An 18,824-nucleotide genomic window follows, 5' to 3' on the forward strand; every position below is an offset into this window, starting at 1 on the left:
ACTCGGGCGGGAAAGCTTTCGGCACGAAGACATCCTTCCAGGAGGACCAAGATCCTCACAGATCAAGGAGTCAACCAAACCGGGTGCAGTCCCACTCCATCCAGCCGAGGTCGTCGAACTCCTGCTACTTGGGGCCCGGGTCGCGGACGACCACCACGTACGCCATCAGCCAACCGGGCGCAGCAGGCTGTTGGCCAGCAAGAAGTCACTGGCCTCCAGCGGCCCAAGCGCCCGCTGGACGTTGTTGACGGCAGAGCGACGCACGGCGGCCGTCAGCGCCCGCACCTCGATGTGCGTCACCCCAGCAGTTCTCGAGGACCCGGAGGGTCAGGCCGTGGGCGGTCAGGGCGACGGTGACGGCCGGGGGCGCCCCCACCTTGGCGGCGCCCCCGGAGCAGGTCTTCCCTCGGGCGCGGCCGGCTCCAAGCTGTGGACGGCTCGATCGGGGTGATCGCCGGCCAGCTCTCGGTCCTGAAGCTCGTCATGACACCTGACTCCCGCGACTGCCACAGAACACGATTGGGCGGACCCCGTCGGCTATCGCGGCCTCTTTCCGCGCCGGGCAGTCCTCCGGTCGGTGAGCGGCTGGTTGTATCGATCGAAGATGTCGGGACGCGGTCCACCCGAAACGAGGAACAGCGGGCTTGCCGGCGGCATCTGCGCGGGCAGCATGTCGTGGTCGGGGTGAAGGTAGACCAGCTCGTAGGCGTTGTGAACGAGTCTGTTGTTCACCATCGCCGCGTTCTCAGGGGAGTCGGAAAGGACACGCTCGGGGCCGACCGCGATGGGGGTGAGCACCAGCAGGTAGCGGGGGCTGAGTGGAAACCAGATCTCGTCGGCAGTCATCAACCCCACCCCGCCGTGCGGGGAGGGGTTGTGCTGGTAGAGGACGACTGGCTCGTCGCAGGTCAACAGCACCGGGCCCCCGTAGTCGACCAGGTACCAGGACAGGCCCATCAGATACGGGAAGATCGTCACGGCGTGCTTGCTCAGCAGTACGATGTGCTCGTTCGGGTCGGTGCCGAACTCATAGTTGTCAAGGTCGTCGATGAGGCCACGCAGTGCCTCCACGTCCTCGGGCCGGCCGACACCCTCTTTGTCGGCGACGTATGCCTCATGGTGTTCCGGCCTCAACATCGACAACTGCAGCCGGGTGATGAGATCCGCCTGCAATTCCATGCTGCGCCGCACGCGCTTACCGCGAGTCATCTGAAACGCGATCAGCATCGCCAGTTGCTCGCGATCCCCACCAAGGGGAGGGAACACCTGGAACGCACTCAGAATGTTCCCGATCACCGGAGCCGCGCCGTCTTCGATCTTGCCCAACAACTGCTCGGTGTGCGCATGGAACTCACCGTCGTGGGCGACGTGCGTGTAGAAGTCACGCTCGGCGCCAGCGTCCTTCGCGGCGGTCTGGTGCCGCTTCCCCGATGACTTCTGCACCACCACGATCTTGTGGCGGGCGTCCGCCCACCGCTCCAGGTAGAACTTCGGCACGATGTGGTGGCGGCTACCGACCTTGTCGTCGGGGTCACCCGCCAGTGGCCACTCCTCTTCCGAGGTCACCGAACCTCCCATCACACGAAGTCACTGCCCCAAGAGCGTAGAGGCCGCCACTTCGGCGCACCCAACAGTTTCCACCGCTCACGTCATCTGAGCGCCGGGCAACTCCAACGGCCCGCACAGGTCGACGACATCTGCGACCGGCAGCCAGCGGTGAAAACACCCAACACAACTTGACGCTCCCGAGCGGTGCCGGGCGTCGACAGGCGAAGCGGGCCGCGATACTGTCAGAGCTACCCGAGTTCCGCTCCGAGCTTCAACGCTCGTGACTTTGACGGGACTTGACGGGGAGCTAGACGAGGCCGCATTTGAGTCCCAATCCGATGTACCCGCTCCGGTGAGCGGCGTTGCGCTATCGAGCACAGCCAAAGCCCCCACGGAAATCCTTCAGCAACATTTCGTAATGCCATGCGCACATCATGGAGTGTGACGGGCTTCACATCCGGCCAGAATGCCCTTATTATTCAGGCATACGCGGACATACTGACCATCCATCGCTAGGTATCGATTGACACTAGGGCCATTAATCGAAATTGGTCGATTGAACCCCTGGGCGCCGACACACCGCCCCGTGCACAAAATCCCACGGAAATCCCACGGCGAGAACGGAAACGACAAAGGCCACCTCCCCCGTTCGGGGGAAGTGGCCCAGGTCAACCTATGTGCGCCCGAAGGGACTCGAACCCCTAACCTTCTGATCCGTAGTCAGATGCTCTATCCATTGAGCTACGGGCGCAAACCTCGTTTAGTGTACACACCGAAGTGTGTGCCCCAAACTTGGGCGGAGGCTCGGGGATTTGAACCCCGGATGGGCGTTAAGCCCAAACCGCATTAGCAGTGCGGCGCCATAGACCGGACTAGGCGAAGCCTCCCAAACGATTCGGTACACCGAGCCGCCGGTTGAGGATACAGGGTCCAGCTCAGGTGGCGCAAAGCGGTACCTGAGCCGACCGACCTCCCCGGGCCGACCTCCCACCCAGACACCAGCCACCCCAGCTCAACCCACACAAACCCCTACGAAGCCAACCCAGCAGCCCGCCCCGGAAGCAATCCTCAGGAAGCGGCCCACCCACCAAGGAAGCAGCCAGACGAAACCACCCAACCCCGAGTTGGCCGGGCCCACCCACCCTGGGCGGACCCGACCACCCGGAACACCGCCGACCGGACCGGGGGGCCGGGCTCAGGTCGACGACGTCCCGCAGCCCACCCGCGGCGGCCAATCCGGGTTGGGCATGAGGGGCACCCGAGCGCCCCTCATGAAGTACAACAATCCTGGCTCAAATTGGGAAACTGGCAAGAATCAGACAGAAAAGGGCCCCGCCAGCGTACCGGCGGGGCCCCGATCGACGGGAGGTCAGGCGTTGACGGCCACGATCGTGGCGCCCGCCACCGTGGTGCCGTCGCTGTAGACCAGCCTGCCGAGGTAGCGCTTGCCCGACTCCAGGCCGGCCCAGGTGGCCGTCATCGAGTAGGACTTCGCCAGGACCACGGCCTGGGAGGTCGGGGTCACCGTCAGGTTGCCGGCGGAGCCGCCGACGATCCAGTTGTGGTGCTTGACGTCCACGGAGGTGGTGCCCGCCGGGACGCCGAACAGGTCGATGAACACGACGTAGGTGGCTGCGGCGGTCAGGGTGACCGTCTCGGCCGCCGTGCCACCGGAGCTGGCGCCGACCCGGGTGAGGGTGGTGCCGACCTTGCGGTAGACGTGCAGGTCGATGTCAGTACCCATCGGATAGTCCGTGTCGTAGGTCGCGAACCGCACCAGTGAGCTGCCCGCCGGCACCGTGATCTCGATCGACCCCACGGAGTCGTTCGTGGCCGGGGTCGCCGGCACGAACTCGTGGGTGCTCGGCTTCAGGTTGAGCGTGCTGATCGTCGACGGGACGAGGCCCACGGCGGTCGTGGACAGCGTGCCCGTGAAGCCGGCCTTGACGTTGAACGTCGTGGAGCCGGAGGTGCCGGAGACCGGGGTCTCCTGCGGGGCGACGACGCCGAGGGGGCGGACCGCGATGGGGCTGCGGACCGAGTGGCCGTTGGCGTCGTTCCAGGTCAGGGCGCCGAAGGTGTACTTGCCGAGCGGCGCGCCGTTCCAGGTGAACGTGACCTTGTAGGTCGCAGTCTTGCCGGGCGCGACGGCCAGGCGGGCCGGGCTGACGGTCGCGGTCGTACCCGCCGGGGCCTCGACCCTGGCGGTGTAGAGGGCCGTCTTGTTCGTGATGTTCTTCACGGTCCGGGTGACGACCTGGGTGCCGGCGAGGCCACCGAGCGCGATGGACGGGGTGTTGAGGTCACTGGCGTCGATCTTCGGGAAGTCGTCGCAGTTGAGGTCCATCGTGTCGGGGTTGGGCCGCTGGCCGAGCGCGCAGATGTAGCTGAACCAGTTTTCCAGGTTCGACTCGTAGACCAGGCCCGGGTCGAACGCCTTGCCCGGCTGGACGTGGCCCGCGCCGAAGTTCAGCGGGGTCGCGTCCTTGCCGAGGTTCTGGATCGGCAGGCCGCTGTTGTCCTTCTGCGTGGCCGTGGTCATGATGGCCGACTTGATGGCCATCGGGGACCAGTCCTGGTGCGCGGACTTGATCAGGGCGGCGATACCCGCGATGTGCGGGCTGGACATCGAGGTGCCCTGCATCGAGCCCCACTGCGGGGTGGTGCCGTTGGACTTGACCGCGGCGACGATGTCGACGCCGGGGGCGGTGATGTCCGGCTTCAGCAGGCTGCCGCCGCCGGCGAGGGCGGGGCCGTAGGAGGAGAAGGCCGCCATCTCCGGGGAGCGCGCGGAGTACTGCTCGGCCGCGCTCAACGAGGCCTTGGCGTTGCCGGCCGCGATGTACGCCTTGATGGCCGCGCCCTCGACGTTGTTGACGTGCACGCTGGGTACGGCGTGCAGGTCGGCGGCGAGCGAGTTCGGGGTGGGGTTGTAGAGGACCATGCCCACGCCGCCCGCGTCCTTCACGGCCTGGCTCTTGGCGGTCCGGTCGTTGGTGCCCCGCTTGCACAGGACGGTCTTGCCGGCGACCTTGGCCGGGTCGAGCGAGCCGAGGAAGCAGAGTTCGACCTCGTTGGCCGGCTTGCCGGCGAGGCCGACGTCGACGGAGTCGACGAGGTCCTTCAGCGGGACGGCGTCGCCGAGGCCCTGGCCGGTGTAGGTGGCGCCGTTGCCCAGGGTGACGCTCTTCTTGAACGCCCGGTCGTGGGTGCTGGCGGCGACCGTGGTCAGCCACGGGCTGTTGTGCGCGACGGAGCTGACGCCGACGGTGTCGCCGGAGTTGCCGGCCGAGGCGGCGACGAAGACGCCGGCCTGGGCGGCGTTGAGGAACGCGATCTCGACCGGGTCGACGACCGAGGTGGTCGAGCCGGAGATCGAGTAGTTGATGACGTCGACGCCGTCGAAGACGGCATCGTCGATCGCCTTGACCGAGTCGATGTTCGAGCAGGAGTTGGCGCCGGCGTTGTCGAGCGCCCAGCAGACCTTGTAGATCGCGAGGCGGGCCGCGGGGGCCATGCCGGAGATGTTGCCGTACTGGTAGCCGTTCGGCGCGCTGGCGGCGACGTTGGCGTTGCCGGCCGCGGTGCTGGCCGTGTGGCTGCCGTGGCTGGTGAAGTCGCGCGGCGAGTCGAACTCACCCACGTACCACTTGTCCAGGCCCTTGCGGTACCAGCGGGCGCCGAGCACCTTGTTGTTGCAGGTGACCGGGGCCGCCTTGGTCGGGGCGTCGGTGCCGGCCTCACAGACATCCGTGTTGTCGCGGGTGTCCTTGTTGCCGACGACCGAGCCGGCCTTCCACTTCGCCGCGATCTGGGCCGCGTCGGGGCGGGGCTCCGACAGCGGGGCGAAGCTCGGGTTGTCCGGGGAGAAGCCGGAGTCGATGACGCCGACGATGACGCCCTCGCCCGCGTGGCTCTGGCCGCCGAACTGCTTCTGCCAGGTGCCGGCGGGACCCGAGAGGCCGAGGAACGCGGGCGTGGAGAAGGTGTCGACCTGGTGGATCTCGGACTTGACGATGTTCTTGACGCCCGGGGTCGACTCGAGCTTGGCAGCCTGGGCCGGGGTGAGGTGGGCGGCGAAGCCGTTGTAGGTCGTGTCGTACGTGACCTCCTGCTTGACCCCGGCGCTCTGGGCGACGGCGTCACGCTTCTTGCTCAGGTACTGCCGGTACTTGTCGCTGACAGCACTGCGCGCGTCGAGCTTCTGGCCCTCGGCGGGCTTGGTCGCCTGCAGGCCCGCGACACTGCCGTCGTAGGCCGCGAGCGGCTTGGCGTCGAGCTGGACGATGTACATTCCGGGTTCGTACTTGTCCGCCGATACGGGATCGGCCAGGGCAATACTCGGGGATCCCAGGGCCAGCGCGGTAAACGCCGCCAACGGGAGCGCGAGTGCCACTGTCTTCTTCTTTGACACAGGGCCTCCGTACTCAGGACACCCGCAGGGGTAGGGGTGTCCACGCTGGGCGGAGCCTATGGGTGCGGCCCGTGACCAGGGGAGAGCCCGGACAATGTCGTGATAGAGCCGTTATCCAGTTAAGTCTCTATTGAGGTTTGGCCAAGCTAATGAACAAGTTTGTTACCTCCGAGCGTCCAGCCCACGAACGCGACGATATCGAGCAGCGCGTGCGCAATGATCAGTGGCCACACGCGACGGGTCCGGGAATAGAGATAACCGAAGACCAGGCCCATGATCGCGTTACCGACGAATGCGCCGAACCCTTGGTACAGGTGATACGAACCGCGCAGTAACGCGCTCGTAGCGATCACGAGGGGCAGCCGCATGCGCAGTTCGCGCAGCCGGGTCATCAGGTAGCCGACGACGACCACCTCTTCGAGTACCGCGTTCTGGACGGCCGCGAGGATGAGCACGGGCACCGCCCACCACACCTCGGGCAGCGCGGCGGGCACCACGCTCGCGTTGAGCCCCAGGGCCCGGGCGCCGATGTACAGCGCGAGGCCCGGGATGCCGATCAGGGCGGCGAGCCCCGCGCCCGTGACCAGGTCGAACACCGGCCGGCGGGTGGTGCGCAGCGCGTCGGGGTCGTCGCGGCGGAGCAGGTGCACCGCGAAGAACGCCGGCAGGACGGCGAACCCGATCCCGAGCAGCTGGTAGGTGAGGTCGAGCCACGGCCGGCCCGGGGCCTGGGAGGCGTTCAGGGTGGCGCTCTGGTCGGCCAGCGCCTTGCCCGCGGTGAGCTTGGCCACCAGACTCACGACCGAGTAGACGGCGGAGGCCCCGAGGGACAGGCCGAGGACCAGGATGATCTCGGTACGGATCCCCGGGCGTGCTGGTGTCGTCGTCTCCACCCGGGAAGTATGCCAACCATCGGGCCGGCCCAGCGCGTCTCGTCCGGGGACAACCACCAGAGAGGGTCCGATGAACGAACAGGACTTCCGCGAGTTCGTGGCCGCGCGGTCGCCCGCCCTGCTCCGTACCGCCTATCTGCTGGTCGGCGACTGGCACCGGGCGGAGGACCTGCTCCAGACGGCGCTGACCAGGACGTACCTGGCGTGGCGGCGGCTGGGGGAGATCGAGGCGGTGGAGCCGTACACCCGAAAGGTGCTGGTCAACACCGCGACCAGCTGGTGGCGGCGACGGTGGCACGGCGAGCGGCCCACCGAGGTCCTGCCCGAGGCCGCCGGGCCCGACGGGGCCGACGCCCTGCTGGCCCGCGACGCGCTCTGGCAGCAGGTCAGGCTGCTGCCGACCCGGCAGCGCGCGGTCCTCGTGCTCCGGTACTACGAGGACCAGACCGAAGCCGAAACCGCCCGACTACTCGGTGTGAGTGTCGGGACCGTGAAGAGTCAGACCTCCCGCGCGCTCGGCACCCTGCGCACCCGCCTCGGCGACCACACTCTGGAAGGGGTGATGACCCGGTGACCGCCCTCGAAGACGCGCTCCGCCGCAGCATGGACGGCCAGGTCGCCGTACTGCCCGCCGTCGCCGACCAGGCCGACCGGGCGATCCGGGGAGCGGGCGTGATCCGGCGGCGCCGGCTCGTCACCGGCGCGCTGGCGGCCCTGGTGCTGCTCGCGGGCACGGCGGCGGCGCTCGGCGGGCACGGCGAGCCCCGGGGACTGCCCGCCCCACCGGCCGACCGGCCCACGGTCGGGGTGACGACGCCCGCCCAGGTCACCCCCGACGCGCCGCCGGTGGTGGACATCCTGTCCGCGTCGGTCCGCGACGGGGTCCGGATCTGGCGCGCCGCCGACGGCAAGGAGGCCGCGCTGTACGGCCGGCCCTCGACGACCGTGGTCCGTCTCGACGACGCCTGGCTGGCCGTGGACAACGAGTGGAATCTGGTGCTGCTCCGGCTGGACCAGCAGCCCAGGGTCCTGTTCCCCGGGGTGCGGCAGGTCGCGGTGGCGCCGGGCACCCGGTCGCTCGCGTGGCGCACCGACTCCGTGATGTCCGTCGGCACGGTCACGTCGGACGGTCTGCTGGTCACCGAGCGGTCCACGGTCGCGCCGGCCAACCCGGAGACCGGCCCGGTGCTGTACACCGGAAAGATCGTCCTGCTCGGTGGCGCCCTCAACCGGGGCAAGGACGATGAACACGACTTCTGGACGCCCGCCGACGGCAACTACGTCAGAACGGCGGCGGCCAACGACCACGTGGTGCGGGTCTTCGGTCGCCGCCCCGACTCCGGCCGCCTCGTCGGGATCGTCGAGAACCCCGACGGCTCGCAGTGCCTCGCGGAGCTGGAGTTCTCGTCGGGCATGCGGGTCCTGCGCCGCTCCTGCGACCTGGACGGTTACGGGTTCGCGGGCAGCCTGTCCCCCTCGGGCCGCCGCCTCGCCCTCGACCTCAACGAGCGGCCCACCGGCCCGGCGCACCTGACCGTGCTCGACCTGGACGCCCTGTTCACCGTCCCGAAGCCGGCGGTGGTGTCCTTCGGGGTGACGTTCGCCGGGTTCGGCTGGGAGACCGAGGACAGTCTGATCGGTACGCAGGGCCGCGAGCTGTTCCGGATCCAGCCCTCGACCGGCGGGGTCACCCCGTTGAGGGTGCCCGGGCTGAATCCGGATCCCGGAGCCGCGCCGCTGCGCTGAAACGACGAACGGCCCCCGGGTGACCGGGGGCCGTTCTCACCTGTCGGTGCTGGTTACGGGTCGACCCGGACCGTCGTGCCGCCGACGGCGCTGGTGCCGTCGCCGTAGGTCACGAATCCCAGGTAGTGCTTGCCCGGCTCCAGGCCGGACCAGTTCAGCGTGAAGGTGACGAAGCCACCGACCCGCGCGCGCTGGCCGGTCGGGCTGACCGTGGCGTTGCCGGCGCTGCCGGCGAGCACCCAGTCGTACCCGTTGATGGTCACGTCCGAGTGGCCCATGCCGAGGCTGAACAGGTCGACGTAGATCTCGTACGTGCCGGCGGCCGGGGCCACCAGCGAGATCGACTCCTCCGCGTCCGGCCCGCCGCTGTTGCCGACCTGGACGAGCCCGCCCGGGGTCTGCAGGTACGCGAACAGGTCCACGTCCGTGCCCTCGGGGTACTCGCCCGCGAACGTCGCGAACTTCATCAGGTCCGCGCCCGCCGCCACGTTGACCACGACCTTGCCGGTGTGGTCGCTCGTCGTCGGGTTCGCGTTGTCGAAGGACCCGCTGGTCGGGTTCTTCAGCAGCATCGGGGTGACGTTCGCGGCGGCCAGGCCGTTGACCGAGGCGGTCACGGTGCCGGCGAACGCGGTGTCCACGCCCAGGTCACGGCTGCCCGCGGCCGACGTGCCCCAGATCTCCTTGGCGACGGTGACCGGGGTCGGCCGGACCGCGATGGGGCTGCGGACCTTGTGGCCGGGCTTGTCGTGCCAGGTCAGCGAGCCGAACTGGAACACGTTGAACGGCGCCGTCGTCCGGGTGAACTTCACCTTGTAGTCGTCGTACCCGCCGGCCGGAACGACCAGCTTGGTCGGCGTGACCTCCACGGTGAAGCCGGGCGGGGCCTCGACGTCGAGGTGGTAGATCGCGTTGGTGCTGGTCACGTTGGTGACCCGCCGGGTGACGGTCTGCACGCCGGGCAGGTCGCCGATCGCGATCGACGGGTAGTTCAGGCTGCTGGCGTCACGCTTCGGCACGCCGTCGCAGTCCAGCTTGAGCGCGTCCTCGGTGGCGCAGAGGAACCGGTCCCAGTCGTTGTACGTCGACAGGTACACCAGGCCCGGGTCGAACGCGCTGCCCGGCACGACGTGCCCGGCACCGAAGTCGAACGGGGTGGCGTTCACGCCGTCGCGCTGGATCGGCTGGCCCGCGTTGTCCTTCTGGCTGGCCGTGGTCATCAGCGCGGACTTGATGGCCATCGGGCCCCAGTCCTGGTGCTTGCTCTTCAGCAGCGCGCCCAGGCCGGCGATGTGCGGGCTGGACATGGACGTGCCGGACAGGGTGCCGAAGCCGTTGCCGTTGCTGCTGTCCGGGGACACCACGGCGAGGACGTCCACGCCGGGGGCGGTGATGTCCGGCTTGAGCAGGTCACCGTTGGAGACCCGGCCCGGTCCCCGCGAGGAGAACGCGGCCATCGACGGCGCGCGGCCCGGGACCGGGGTGCCGGCCGCGAACGAGGCGGTCGGGGAGGCGCCGGCCAGGTACGCCCGCACCGCCGCGCCGGCCACGTTGTCGAGGTGGATGGTGGGGACGAAGTGGAAGTCGGCGTTCAGCGAGTTCGCGCTGGTGTTCAGCAGGAGCATGCCGACACCGCCCGCGTCCTTCACGGCCTGGCTCTTGTCGGTACGGCCGTTGGTGCCACGGTCGCAGACCACGATCTTGCCGGCCGCCTTGGCCGGGTCGAGGGTGCCGACGAAGCAGAGCCGGACCTCGTTGGCGTTCGCGCCGTCCTTGCCGACCGCCGAGGCGGGGACCAGCGGGGCGGACGGGACGACCGGGCCGAGGCCGACGCCGGTGTAGGAGGCGCCGTTGCCGAGGGTGGTCTTGGCGGACCAGTTCCGGTCGTGGGTGCTCGCGGCGACCGTCATGTTCCACGGGGCGTTGTGCGCGTTGGTGCTGGCGCCCTGGTCGCCGGAGTTGCCCGCCGAGGTGGCGATGAACACGCCCGCCTTGGCCGCGTTGTAGAACGCGATGGCCACCGGGTCGACGTTGGTGGTCAGCGAGCCGCTGATCGAGTAGTTGATGACGTCGACGCCGTCGGCGGTCGCCTGGTCGATGGCCGCCACGGAGTCGGCGGTGGAGCAGCTGGCGTTGCCCGCGTTGTCGACCTCCCAGCAGACCTTGTAGGCGGCGATCCGGGCGGCCGGGGCCATGCCGGAGATCTGGCCGACCGGCACGCCGTTGACGACGGCGGTCACGTTGTTGTTGCCGGCGGCGGTGCTGGCGGTGTGCGAGCCGTGGCCGTCGTAGTCCAACGGAGAACGGTGCTCCGCCGGAATGGCCATGCCCGACAGGTACCAGTGTGCGCCGATCACCTTGTTGTTGCAGGTGATGCCCGGGTCGCACGTGCCGCGCCACTTGCTGTCGATGATGGCCTGGTCCGGGCGGGGCTCGGGGAGCGCCGCGAAGCTCGGGTTCTCGACCCGGATGCCGCTGTCGACGATGCCGACGATGACGCCCTCACCGGCCTTGCCCACGTTGCCGAACTGCTTGGCCCACGTGCCGGTCGCGCCGTCGAGCCCGAGGAACCTCGGGGTGGAGACGGTGTCGAGGGTGCGGACCTCGTCCTTCACGACGGCCTTGACGCCGGGGGTGGCGGCCATCTTGGCTGCCTGGGCCGGGGTCATCCGGGCGGCGAACCCGTTGAAGGTGTACTGGTAGTCGTACAGCTTCTTCACACCGGGTACGGACTTGAGGGCCTGCGACCGGCTCTGGGCGAGGAGCCCGCTGCGCTGCTTCGCGGCAGAGCTGCGGGTGTCCAGCCGGGTGTCCTGGTCGGGCTTCGCCGCGGCGACCGGTTCCCCGGCCAGCTGCACGATGTAGGTGCCCGCCGGGCCGGCGGCCACGGCCTCGGAAATCGACGGAATAGAGGTCAGAGCCACCGCGGTGGCTCCGAGCGTGAGGGAAATCAAGATTTTTCTGCGGTACGCACGCACTGCGGAACCACCTGTCGATCGATGACGACACATGCCGACGCGACTCTATTCCACCGCATGGTAGTCAGGGCAATCCCCGCAATGGACAGTTCGCGTCGCACTCCCTGTGCGACATATAGACAAGTGACGGTGTGATGCTCTGTTAGGTGAGTACATTGTCGGTGTTACTCAAGGAGAGCTGGTCCTTTGTAGAACAACCGGACGTGCTCGCCGGTAACTTCTACGCACGCATGTTTCTGGCCGAACCACGACTGCGCGATCTATTTCCGGTCACCATGAACGTACAACGGAGCCGGTTACTCGGAGCTATCGTCCACGCCGTGCAAAGCGTGGACGATCCGGACTCTTTCGCCGAGTTTCTCGCAGCGCTGGGTAGGGACCACCGCAAGTTCCACGTGCTGCCGGAGCAGTACGAGGTGGTGGGGCGGTGCCTGATCGAGGCGCTCCGGGAGTACTGCGGGGACCAGTGGACCCATGAGCACGAGCAGGCGTGGCGCGACGCGTACGCCGCCATCTCCACGATCATGATCGCCGGGGCCCGCGCGGACCAGGACAACCCGCCGTACTGGCACGCCGAGGTGGTCAGCCACGAGCGTCGGGCTTCCGACATCGCGGTCCTCGTCGTGCGCCCGCTGCAACCGCTGCCCTACCGCGCCGGCCAGTACGTCAGCGTCGAGAGCCGGCACCAGCCCCGGCTCTGGCGGGCCTTCTCCATCGCCAACGCGCCCCGCGCGGACGGGCTGCTGGAGTTCCACGTCCGGGCGGTCGGGGCCGGCTGGGTGTCCAGCGCGCTGGTCTGGAAGGCGCGGGCGGGAGACATGCTCCGGATCGGCGCGCCGATGGGCACGATGAGCCTGGACCGCACCTCCACCCGGGACGTGGTCTGCGTGGCCGGCGGCACCGGGCTGGCCCCGCTGCGGGCGCTCGTCGAGGAGCTGGCGACGTACAACCGGACCCGCTGGGTACACCTCTTCTTCGGGGTCCGCACCCGCGAGGAGCTGTACGACCTGGGCGCGCTGGAACAGCTCGCGGCCCGGTACCCGTGGCTGTCCGTGGTGCCCACCGTCAGTGACGAGCCGGACTACGAGGGCGAGCAGGGCACGGCCTTCGAGGTGATGGCCCGGTACGGCCCCTGGCAGGAGCACGACTTCTTCGTCTCGGGGTCGCCCTCGATGGTGAAGGCGACCCTGCGCGGGATCCGGGACCTCAACGTCCCGGACTTCCGGGTCCGGTACGACGCGTTCGGGGACGTGGACTAGCCACGGGCGACGGCCGGGCGCCAGCCTCGGAGCGCCGGCTCAGGCCGCCGGCAGCAGGACCGAACGGGCCGCCGAAGCGGTCAGGTCCCGCTGGAACAGCGACCCGCCCGGCTCCTGGAGCAGCGAGCCGGTCAGCAGGTCACCCGTGTCGACCGGCGCGAAGCCGAGCTGCACGACGATGGCCGAGACGACGCCCTTGGCCTCGGCGTCGTCCCCGCACAACGGGATCATCCGGCGGTCGGGGCGGCCGGCCTGGTCGCGGAGGTGTTCCCAGTACAGGGCGTTGAAGGCCTTCACGACCCGCGCGCCGGGCAGCCGCTCGGCGGTCCAGGCGCTCGACGTCCGGCCGCCGAGGTCGTCCTCGGGTTCGGCGTTCATCACGTCGACCACGACCTTGCCGGTGACGGCGGACGGGGTGGGCAGGGCGGTCCGCTCGCACCACGGGGCGGCGAGGATGACCAGCTCCGCCGTCGCGGCCGCGCCGTTGACGGTGTCGGCCGACGTCAGCGGACCGAGCACCCGGAGCCAGCTCGCCAGGGACTGGGGGCCGCGGGAGTTGGCGAGGATCACCTGGTGGCCGACGCCGACCAGGTGCCCGGCGAGCGTCGCCCCGACCCGACCGGTGCCGATAAGCCCAATACGCATGGTGACATGATCTAGTAAAAATCTATCCTTTTCAGGACAACACGCCGACGCCCCTGATAAACACTCCGAGTGACAGTTGATACTGGCAGATCACCTAGGAGTACGGCTAAGGTTAGGCGACCCTAATCTGTCGAGTCGGAGGTCAGTACGTGGGCATGCGCCGCGACGCACCCGCTGGAGCGCTCCGAACCGGCACCGGTCCATCACTGTTCGTGGTCAGATGACGACGTCCCTGGCGCTCCCGTCGCCCGTCCAGCCGATCCTCACCACCCTCGCGGCGGTCCGCGCGGTGCGCGGTGGCCGGCTCGGCGTGGCGGACTCCCTGGTGGTGGCCGACCCGACCGGCTGGTCCCCGGCGACCTGCTTCACCGACGGCACCGCGGTGACCGAGCTGCTCGCCGGCCCCCGCGACTCGTGGGGCGCGGCCCCGCACGCGGCCGGCGCGCTCGCCTGGAAGGCCTACACCTACTGGCTCACCCTGCCCGCCGTGCTCGGCTACGCGGCGGTCCGCCGGGTACCGCTGCTGCACGCCGGCAACGTCCTGGTCCGGATGTCCCCGGACAAGCCGTTCGTGACCGTGGGCATGCGCCGGCTCGCCGTCGCCGTACTGCCCAACGACCCGGTGGCCGGGCAGCGCGGCGTCCGGGTCGTACCCGATGAGGACGCCCTGCTCCAGCTCTTCCGCACCACCCTCGTCGACCAGCACCTCGCGCCCCTGCTCACCCAGCTGCGCTACCACGCCCGGGTCGGCCGGCGCACCCTGTGGGGCTCGCTCGCCTCCGGGGTCGCGCACGCGGTCGCCCAGGCCGCCCCGGCCCTGCCCTGCGACGCGCTGGCCACGGCGGGCCGGCTGCTCGACATCCTGGACGTGGCGGACCTGGTGGACGTGCGGCGCGAACCGGACGGGGACCTGCGGGTCCAGCGCCGGACGTGCTGCCTGGCGTTCACGGTGGAGTGCCTGAAGACGTGCGCCTCGTGCTGCCTGCCGGCGGACGGCCACCCGGCCTCCGCGCAGGGCCACGCCGCCTGACGGGGCGACGGACCGGATCAGGGGTGGGAGCGGAGGGCGTGGGATTCGAACCCACGAAGGTTTCCCTTACCGGTTTTCAAGACCAGCGCCATCGGCCACTAGGCGAGCCCTCCAACGAGCCATCCCAGTGTGCCAGATCCCGGCAACCCGGTTCACCCGCCTCCGCGACCCCCGGCGGGGTCCGGAGGACACGCGTTAGGTTCGAGGCATGCATGCGATGACGCTCCCCACCTTCGGCGACCCCGACGTCCTCACCTGGGCCGAGGTCCCCGATCCCGTACCCGGCCCCGGCGAGGTCCTGATCGAGGTGGCGGCCTCCGCCGTGAACCGCGCGGACCTGCTCCAGCGCCAGGGCAAGTACCCGGCGCCGGCCGGCTCGCCCGCGTGGCCCGGCCTGGAGTGCTCGGGCCGGATCATCGGGCTGGGCGCGGGCGTCACCGGCTGGCACGCCGACGACGAGGTGTGCGCGCTGCTCGGCGGCGGCGGGTACGCCGAACGGGTCGTCGTGGACGCGGGCCTGGTGCTGCCGGTACCCGCCACTGTCGCCCTGGAGGACGCCGCCGCGCTGCCCGAGGTGGCCGCGACGGTCTGGTCGAACGTGTTCGCCCTGGCCGGGTTGAAGGCCGGCGAGCAGTTCCTGGTGCACGGCGGGGCGAGCGGGATCGGCACGTTCGCGGTGCAGCTGGCCAAGGCGTGGGGGGCGAAGGTCGCGGCGACGGCGAGCGCCGGCAAGCACGGGGCGCTCCGGGCGCTGGGCGCGGACCTGACGATCGACTACCGGTCCGAGGAGTTCGAGAAGCTGGTCAGCGCGGACGTGATCCTGGACATCATGGGCGCGGCGTACCTGGAGCGCAACATCGAGGCGCTGGCCCCGGGCGGGCGGATGACGATGATCGGCACCCAGGGCGGGGTGAAGATGGAGTTCGACCTGCGGCGGCTGATGGCGAAGCGGGCGTGGATCGCGGGCACGACGCTGCGGGCCCGGCCGCTGGAGAACAAGAGAGAGATCATCGCGGAGGTACGCGAGCACGTGTGGCCGCTGATCGAGGCCGGGAAGGTCCGGCCCGTCGTGGACCGGCGGTTGCCGATGACGGCGGCGGCCGAGGCGCACCGGGTGGTGGAGGCCAACGAGCACGTGGGCAAGGTGCTGCTGACGACCGAGGCCTGACAACGGGGCGGGGCGGGCCGGCCGGAGCCGGGCCGCCCGGAGCCGCCCGGGCCGGGCGGCAGCGGGCCCGACGTCCGCTACCGGACCAGGAACCGCGGCCCGGGCCCCTGCGCCCCGTACTCGTCCTGCGGGTTCGACAGCGCGCAGTTCCGCAGCGACAGGCACCCGCACCCGATGCACCCGGCGAGCCGGTCCCGCAGCCGCTCGATGAGCGCGATCTGGTCGTCCAGCCGGGACTGCCACGTCCGGGACAGCCGCTCCCAGTCCGCCTTGGTCGGGGTGCGGTTCTCCGGCAGCGAGGCGAGCGCGGCGGCGATCTCGTCGAGGGACAGGCCGACCTGCTGGGCGATCCGGATGAAGGAGACCCGGCGGAGTTCGGCGCGTGAGTACCGGCGCTGGTTGCCGCTCGTCCGGGTCGAGTGGATCAGGCCCTTGTCCTCGTAGAACCGGAGCGCCGACTGGGCGACGCCGCTGCGGTGCGCGAGTTCGCCGATGGTGAGTGTGTCCACCGTCACATGCCCCTTGAGTTCAACTTGACTTTAACTTGCAGTCTAGCGGCATGGAACAACTCCTCGCCCTGCGGCGGCGCTTCACCGGGGACGACAAGCACCTGCCGAGCGCCACGTCCACGATGGACGTGCTGTGGACCCTGTACGACCGGGTGCTGCGGGTCGACCCGGCCAAGCCCGACGCCGACGACCGGGACCGGTTCTTCCTCTCCAAGGGGCACGGACCGGCGCTCTACTACGCGGTACTCGCCGAGAAGGGCTTCTTTCCCGCCGCGTGGCTGGACGACGCCGCCTCGGTGACCAGCCCGCTCGGCCACCACCCGGACCGGATGCTGGTCCCGGGCGTGGAGATGTCCGCCGGCTCCCTGGGCCACGGCCTCCCCCTCGCGACGGGTACCGCGCTGGGCCTGCGCCTCCAGGGCCTCACCCTGCCCAGGGTGTACGTCCTTCTCGGTGACGCCGAGCTCGACGAGGGCTCCAACCACGAGGCCATCGCGTACGCCGGGGCCGTCGGCCTCGACAACCTGGTCGTCGTGGTGGTCGACAACTCCTCGGCGAGCCACGGCTGGCCCGGCGGGATCGCGTCCCGGTTCGCCGTGAACGGCTGGTCCACGGCCACCGTCGACGGCCGCGACCACGACGCGCTGGAGACCGCGCTCACCACCCCCCTGCCCGGCCGGCCGCACGCGGTCGTCGCACTCGTGGAGCCCAAGGATGCGTGAAGCCTTCATCTCGACCACCACGGCGCTGCTGGACGAGGACCCCCGGGTCGCCCTCGTGCTCGCCGACATCTCCACGGCCGCGTTCGCCGGCGTGACGAGCGAGCGCCTGATCAACGTCGGCATCCGCGAGCAGCTGATGGTCGGGGTGGCCGGCGGGCTCGCCCTGGCGGGGCTGCGTCCCATCGTGCACACGTACGCGCCGTTCCTCGTGGAGCGGGCCTTCGAGCAGGTCAAGCTCGACTTCGGTCACCAGGGCGTCACGGGGGTCCTGGTGAGCGTCGGAGCGTCGTACGACTGGACGGAGGGCGGCTACACCCACATGTCGCCCCGGGATGTGGCCCTGCTGGACACGATGCCGGGTTGGCGGGTGCACGTACCCGGCCACGGCGGCGAGGTCGCCGGGCTGCTCCGGGACGCCGTGGCCAGCGACGAGGGCGTCTACATCCGGCTGTCCACCCGGGCGAACCGGGAGGCGCACCCGCCGGAGCTGCACCGGGTCCGCGGCGACGGCGGGCCCCTGGTGCTGGCCGTCGGGCCGACGCTCGACAACGTGCTCGCCGCGACCGAGGGGCTGGCCGTGACCGTGGCGTACACGGCGACGCCCCGGCCGTTGGACGTGGCCGGGCTGCGGGCGCTGGTCGACGGGCCGGAGGTGGTGGTCGTGGAGCCGTATCTCGCGGGGACGTCGGCGCACCTGGTCGGGGCGGCGCTCAACGACCGGCCGCACCGGCTGCTGTCGCTCGGGGTCGGGCGGGAGGAGCACCGGGTCTACGGCACTCCGGACGACCACGACCGGCTGCACGGGCTCGACCCGGCGGGGCTGCGGGCGTCGATCGGCGGGTTCCTGGGGATCTGATCCGGCCGCCGCCGCCGGCCCCGGTGCCACCCGGAGGGCCTCAGGACGGCCGTACCACCGCAGGCGCGGGCGTGGCCCGCCCGAACAGTGCCGCCGACAGGTCACTGAGCGTCCGTACCCCCCGTTCGAGCGAGTCCTCCCCGCTCGACATCTGGTACATGATCGCCACGATGTACCGCTGCCCCGTCCCCACGAACCCGACCGTGCTGGTGTCCCAGTGGCTCTCGTCGTCGTACTCGTCCTCCAGCCAGCCGTTCTTCACCCCCGGCTCCAGCTGCGCCCCGACGGACCACACGCCCCAGTGCTGGATGTCGGCGACGTGCTGCATGGCCCCGACCACGTACGCCCGGTCCTCACCGTTCAGCGAGCCCAGCACGTACGCCATCAGGTTCGCCAGGTCGTCCGGCCGGCAGACGAGCGCGCCCCAGTCGTCGTTCTCGCCCTCCATGGCCAGCCCCGCCATGCCGTAGCGGCCCTGGAACACCGGCAGCATGTCGTGCTCGCCGAAGTCGGCCCAGATCCGGTCGGCCGCCTCGTCGTCGGACACGGACAGCATGTCGGCGAGGTCCTCGCGGTCGGCCGCGCTCACGGTGGCGGCGCCGGCCCGGGACTGCTCCAGCACGTACACCACCATGGCGAGTTTGATCGTGGAGCCGGTCCAGCTCGTCTGGTCGGCGGCCCCGGCCGACCAGGTCGCCCCGGTCACCCGGTCGCGGAGCACCAGACCCAGCTGGCCGGGGCTGCGCTTGATCCGGGCGCTGACCTGCTCGAACCGGGCGGCCCAGTCACAGGGCCACGCGCCACACGCGGGAGCGGCCTCCGGGACGCGTGAGGACGGCGCGGGCAGCGGGGCCGGGGTGGTGGCGGGAGCGGAGGTCGGCGCGGCGTCGGCGGCGGCGCCCGGCCGGACGGTCGAGCAGCCGGCGAGCGTCAGGACCAGTGCGAGCCCGAGGATGAGGGCGGTCTTCATGGGTCGACCTCCGGACGCACCCGGTCGGGGTGGTGGCGGTGCGTCTACCCAGAATGACGCGCATGACCAGGGGTCAGGTTGACCCC

General features: G+C 70.1%; 15 protein-coding genes and 3 tRNA genes. 7 read left to right on the top strand and 11 right to left on the bottom strand.

The window, feature by feature from the left end; all coding sequences use genetic code 11:
• Positions 1 to 165: 165 nt before the first annotated feature.
• From AB0M43_RS29050 to AB0M43_RS29075, 6 genes are all read right to left on the bottom strand, one after another.
• Positions 166 to 300 (bottom strand): hypothetical protein, encoded by a 135-nt coding sequence (locus AB0M43_RS29050; RefSeq protein WP_363728970.1) that lies wholly within the window; start codon positions 298 to 300, stop codon positions 166 to 168.
• A gap of 237 nt (positions 301 to 537) precedes the next feature.
• Entirely contained in the window at positions 538 to 1,566 is a 1,029-nt protein-coding gene (locus AB0M43_RS29055; RefSeq protein ID WP_363728971.1) for a DUF4238 domain-containing protein, read from the bottom strand.
• A gap of 660 nt (positions 1,567 to 2,226) precedes the next feature.
• A tRNA-Arg gene (locus AB0M43_RS29060) sits at positions 2,227 to 2,299 on the bottom strand.
• A gap of 46 nt (positions 2,300 to 2,345) precedes the next feature.
• Positions 2,346 to 2,435, bottom strand: a tRNA-Ser gene (locus tag AB0M43_RS29065).
• Between the two features lie 482 nt (positions 2,436 to 2,917).
• On the bottom strand, positions 2,918 to 5,944 hold the full coding sequence (locus AB0M43_RS29070; protein WP_363728972.1) for a S8 family peptidase: 3,027 nt from the start codon (positions 5,942 to 5,944) through the stop codon (positions 2,918 to 2,920).
• 164 nt (positions 5,945 to 6,108) lie between these two features.
• Positions 6,109 to 6,855, bottom strand: coding sequence for a CPBP family intramembrane glutamic endopeptidase (locus tag AB0M43_RS29075; RefSeq protein WP_363728973.1), 747 nt, complete (start codon positions 6,853 to 6,855; stop codon positions 6,109 to 6,111).
• A gap of 70 nt (positions 6,856 to 6,925) precedes the next feature.
• Between AB0M43_RS29075 and AB0M43_RS29080 the strand changes: the two genes are divergently transcribed.
• The gene (locus tag AB0M43_RS29080; RefSeq protein WP_363728974.1) at positions 6,926 to 7,429 is read left to right on the top strand and encodes a SigE family RNA polymerase sigma factor; all 504 of its coding nucleotides are present in this window, start codon (positions 6,926 to 6,928) and stop codon (positions 7,427 to 7,429) included.
• Entirely contained in the window at positions 7,426 to 8,601 is a 1,176-nt protein-coding gene (locus AB0M43_RS29085; protein ID WP_363728975.1) for a hypothetical protein, read from the top strand. The genes AB0M43_RS29080 and AB0M43_RS29085 overlap by 4 nt, the downstream gene beginning before the upstream one ends.
• Before the next feature lie 53 nt (positions 8,602 to 8,654).
• On the opposite strand, the gene AB0M43_RS29090 is transcribed toward AB0M43_RS29085, so the two are convergent.
• Entirely contained in the window at positions 8,655 to 11,525 is a 2,871-nt protein-coding gene (locus AB0M43_RS29090) for a S8 family peptidase (protein WP_363728976.1), read from the bottom strand.
• Between the two features lie 200 nt (positions 11,526 to 11,725).
• On the opposite strand from AB0M43_RS29090, the gene AB0M43_RS29095 reads away from it, so the two are divergent.
• Entirely contained in the window at positions 11,726 to 12,838 is a 1,113-nt protein-coding gene (locus tag AB0M43_RS29095) for a globin domain-containing protein (RefSeq protein WP_363728977.1), read from the top strand.
• A gap of 39 nt (positions 12,839 to 12,877) precedes the next feature.
• On the opposite strand, the gene AB0M43_RS29100 is transcribed toward AB0M43_RS29095, so the two are convergent.
• The gene (locus AB0M43_RS29100) at positions 12,878 to 13,483 is read right to left on the bottom strand and encodes an NAD(P)-binding domain-containing protein (RefSeq protein WP_363728978.1); all 606 of its coding nucleotides are present in this window, start codon (positions 13,481 to 13,483) and stop codon (positions 12,878 to 12,880) included.
• Positions 13,484 to 13,703: 220 nt separating this feature from the next.
• Here AB0M43_RS29100 and AB0M43_RS29105 point away from each other — a divergent pair, with 220 nt between their 5' ends.
• Positions 13,704 to 14,513: a ferric iron reductase gene (locus tag AB0M43_RS29105; RefSeq protein ID WP_363728979.1), complete on the top strand. Its 810-nt coding sequence runs from the start codon at positions 13,704 to 13,706 to the stop codon at positions 14,511 to 14,513.
• 30 nt (positions 14,514 to 14,543) lie between these two features.
• Here the strand turns inward: AB0M43_RS29105 and AB0M43_RS29110 are convergent.
• Positions 14,544 to 14,626: transfer RNA gene (locus AB0M43_RS29110), tRNA-Ser, on the bottom strand.
• Between the two features lie 95 nt (positions 14,627 to 14,721).
• On the opposite strand from AB0M43_RS29110, the gene AB0M43_RS29115 reads away from it, so the two are divergent.
• Complete coding sequence (locus AB0M43_RS29115) at positions 14,722 to 15,681, top strand: NAD(P)H-quinone oxidoreductase (RefSeq protein ID WP_363728980.1); 960 nt, start codon at positions 14,722 to 14,724, stop codon at positions 15,679 to 15,681.
• 77 nt (positions 15,682 to 15,758) lie between these two features.
• Here the strand turns inward: AB0M43_RS29115 and soxR are convergent, their stop codons facing one another.
• Positions 15,759 to 16,196 carry a redox-sensitive transcriptional activator SoxR gene (gene soxR / locus AB0M43_RS29120; protein ID WP_363728981.1) on the bottom strand — a complete coding sequence of 146 codons (438 nt, stop codon included), beginning with the start codon at positions 16,194 to 16,196 and terminating at the stop codon, positions 15,759 to 15,761.
• Between the two features lie 116 nt (positions 16,197 to 16,312).
• On the opposite strand from soxR, the gene AB0M43_RS29125 reads away from it, so the two are divergent.
• Together AB0M43_RS29125 and AB0M43_RS29130 are read left to right on the top strand one after the other, a co-directional pair.
• On the top strand, positions 16,313 to 16,912 hold the full coding sequence (locus AB0M43_RS29125) for a transketolase (protein ID WP_363729302.1): 600 nt from the start codon (positions 16,313 to 16,315) through the stop codon (positions 16,910 to 16,912).
• Positions 16,905 to 17,768: a transketolase gene (locus AB0M43_RS29130; protein WP_363728982.1), complete on the top strand. Its 864-nt coding sequence runs from the start codon at positions 16,905 to 16,907 to the stop codon at positions 17,766 to 17,768. The genes AB0M43_RS29125 and AB0M43_RS29130 overlap by 8 nt, the downstream gene beginning before the upstream one ends.
• A gap of 40 nt (positions 17,769 to 17,808) precedes the next feature.
• Here AB0M43_RS29130 and AB0M43_RS29135 read toward each other — a convergent pair whose 3' ends face one another.
• The gene (locus tag AB0M43_RS29135; RefSeq protein WP_363728983.1) at positions 17,809 to 18,738 is read right to left on the bottom strand and encodes a hypothetical protein; all 930 of its coding nucleotides are present in this window, start codon (positions 18,736 to 18,738) and stop codon (positions 17,809 to 17,811) included.
• Between the last annotated feature and the right edge of the window lie 86 nt (positions 18,739 to 18,824).

It is taken from the genome of Longispora sp. NPDC051575 (assembly GCF_040681875.1).
Lineage (GTDB): Bacteria > Actinomycetota > Actinomycetes > Mycobacteriales > Micromonosporaceae > Longispora.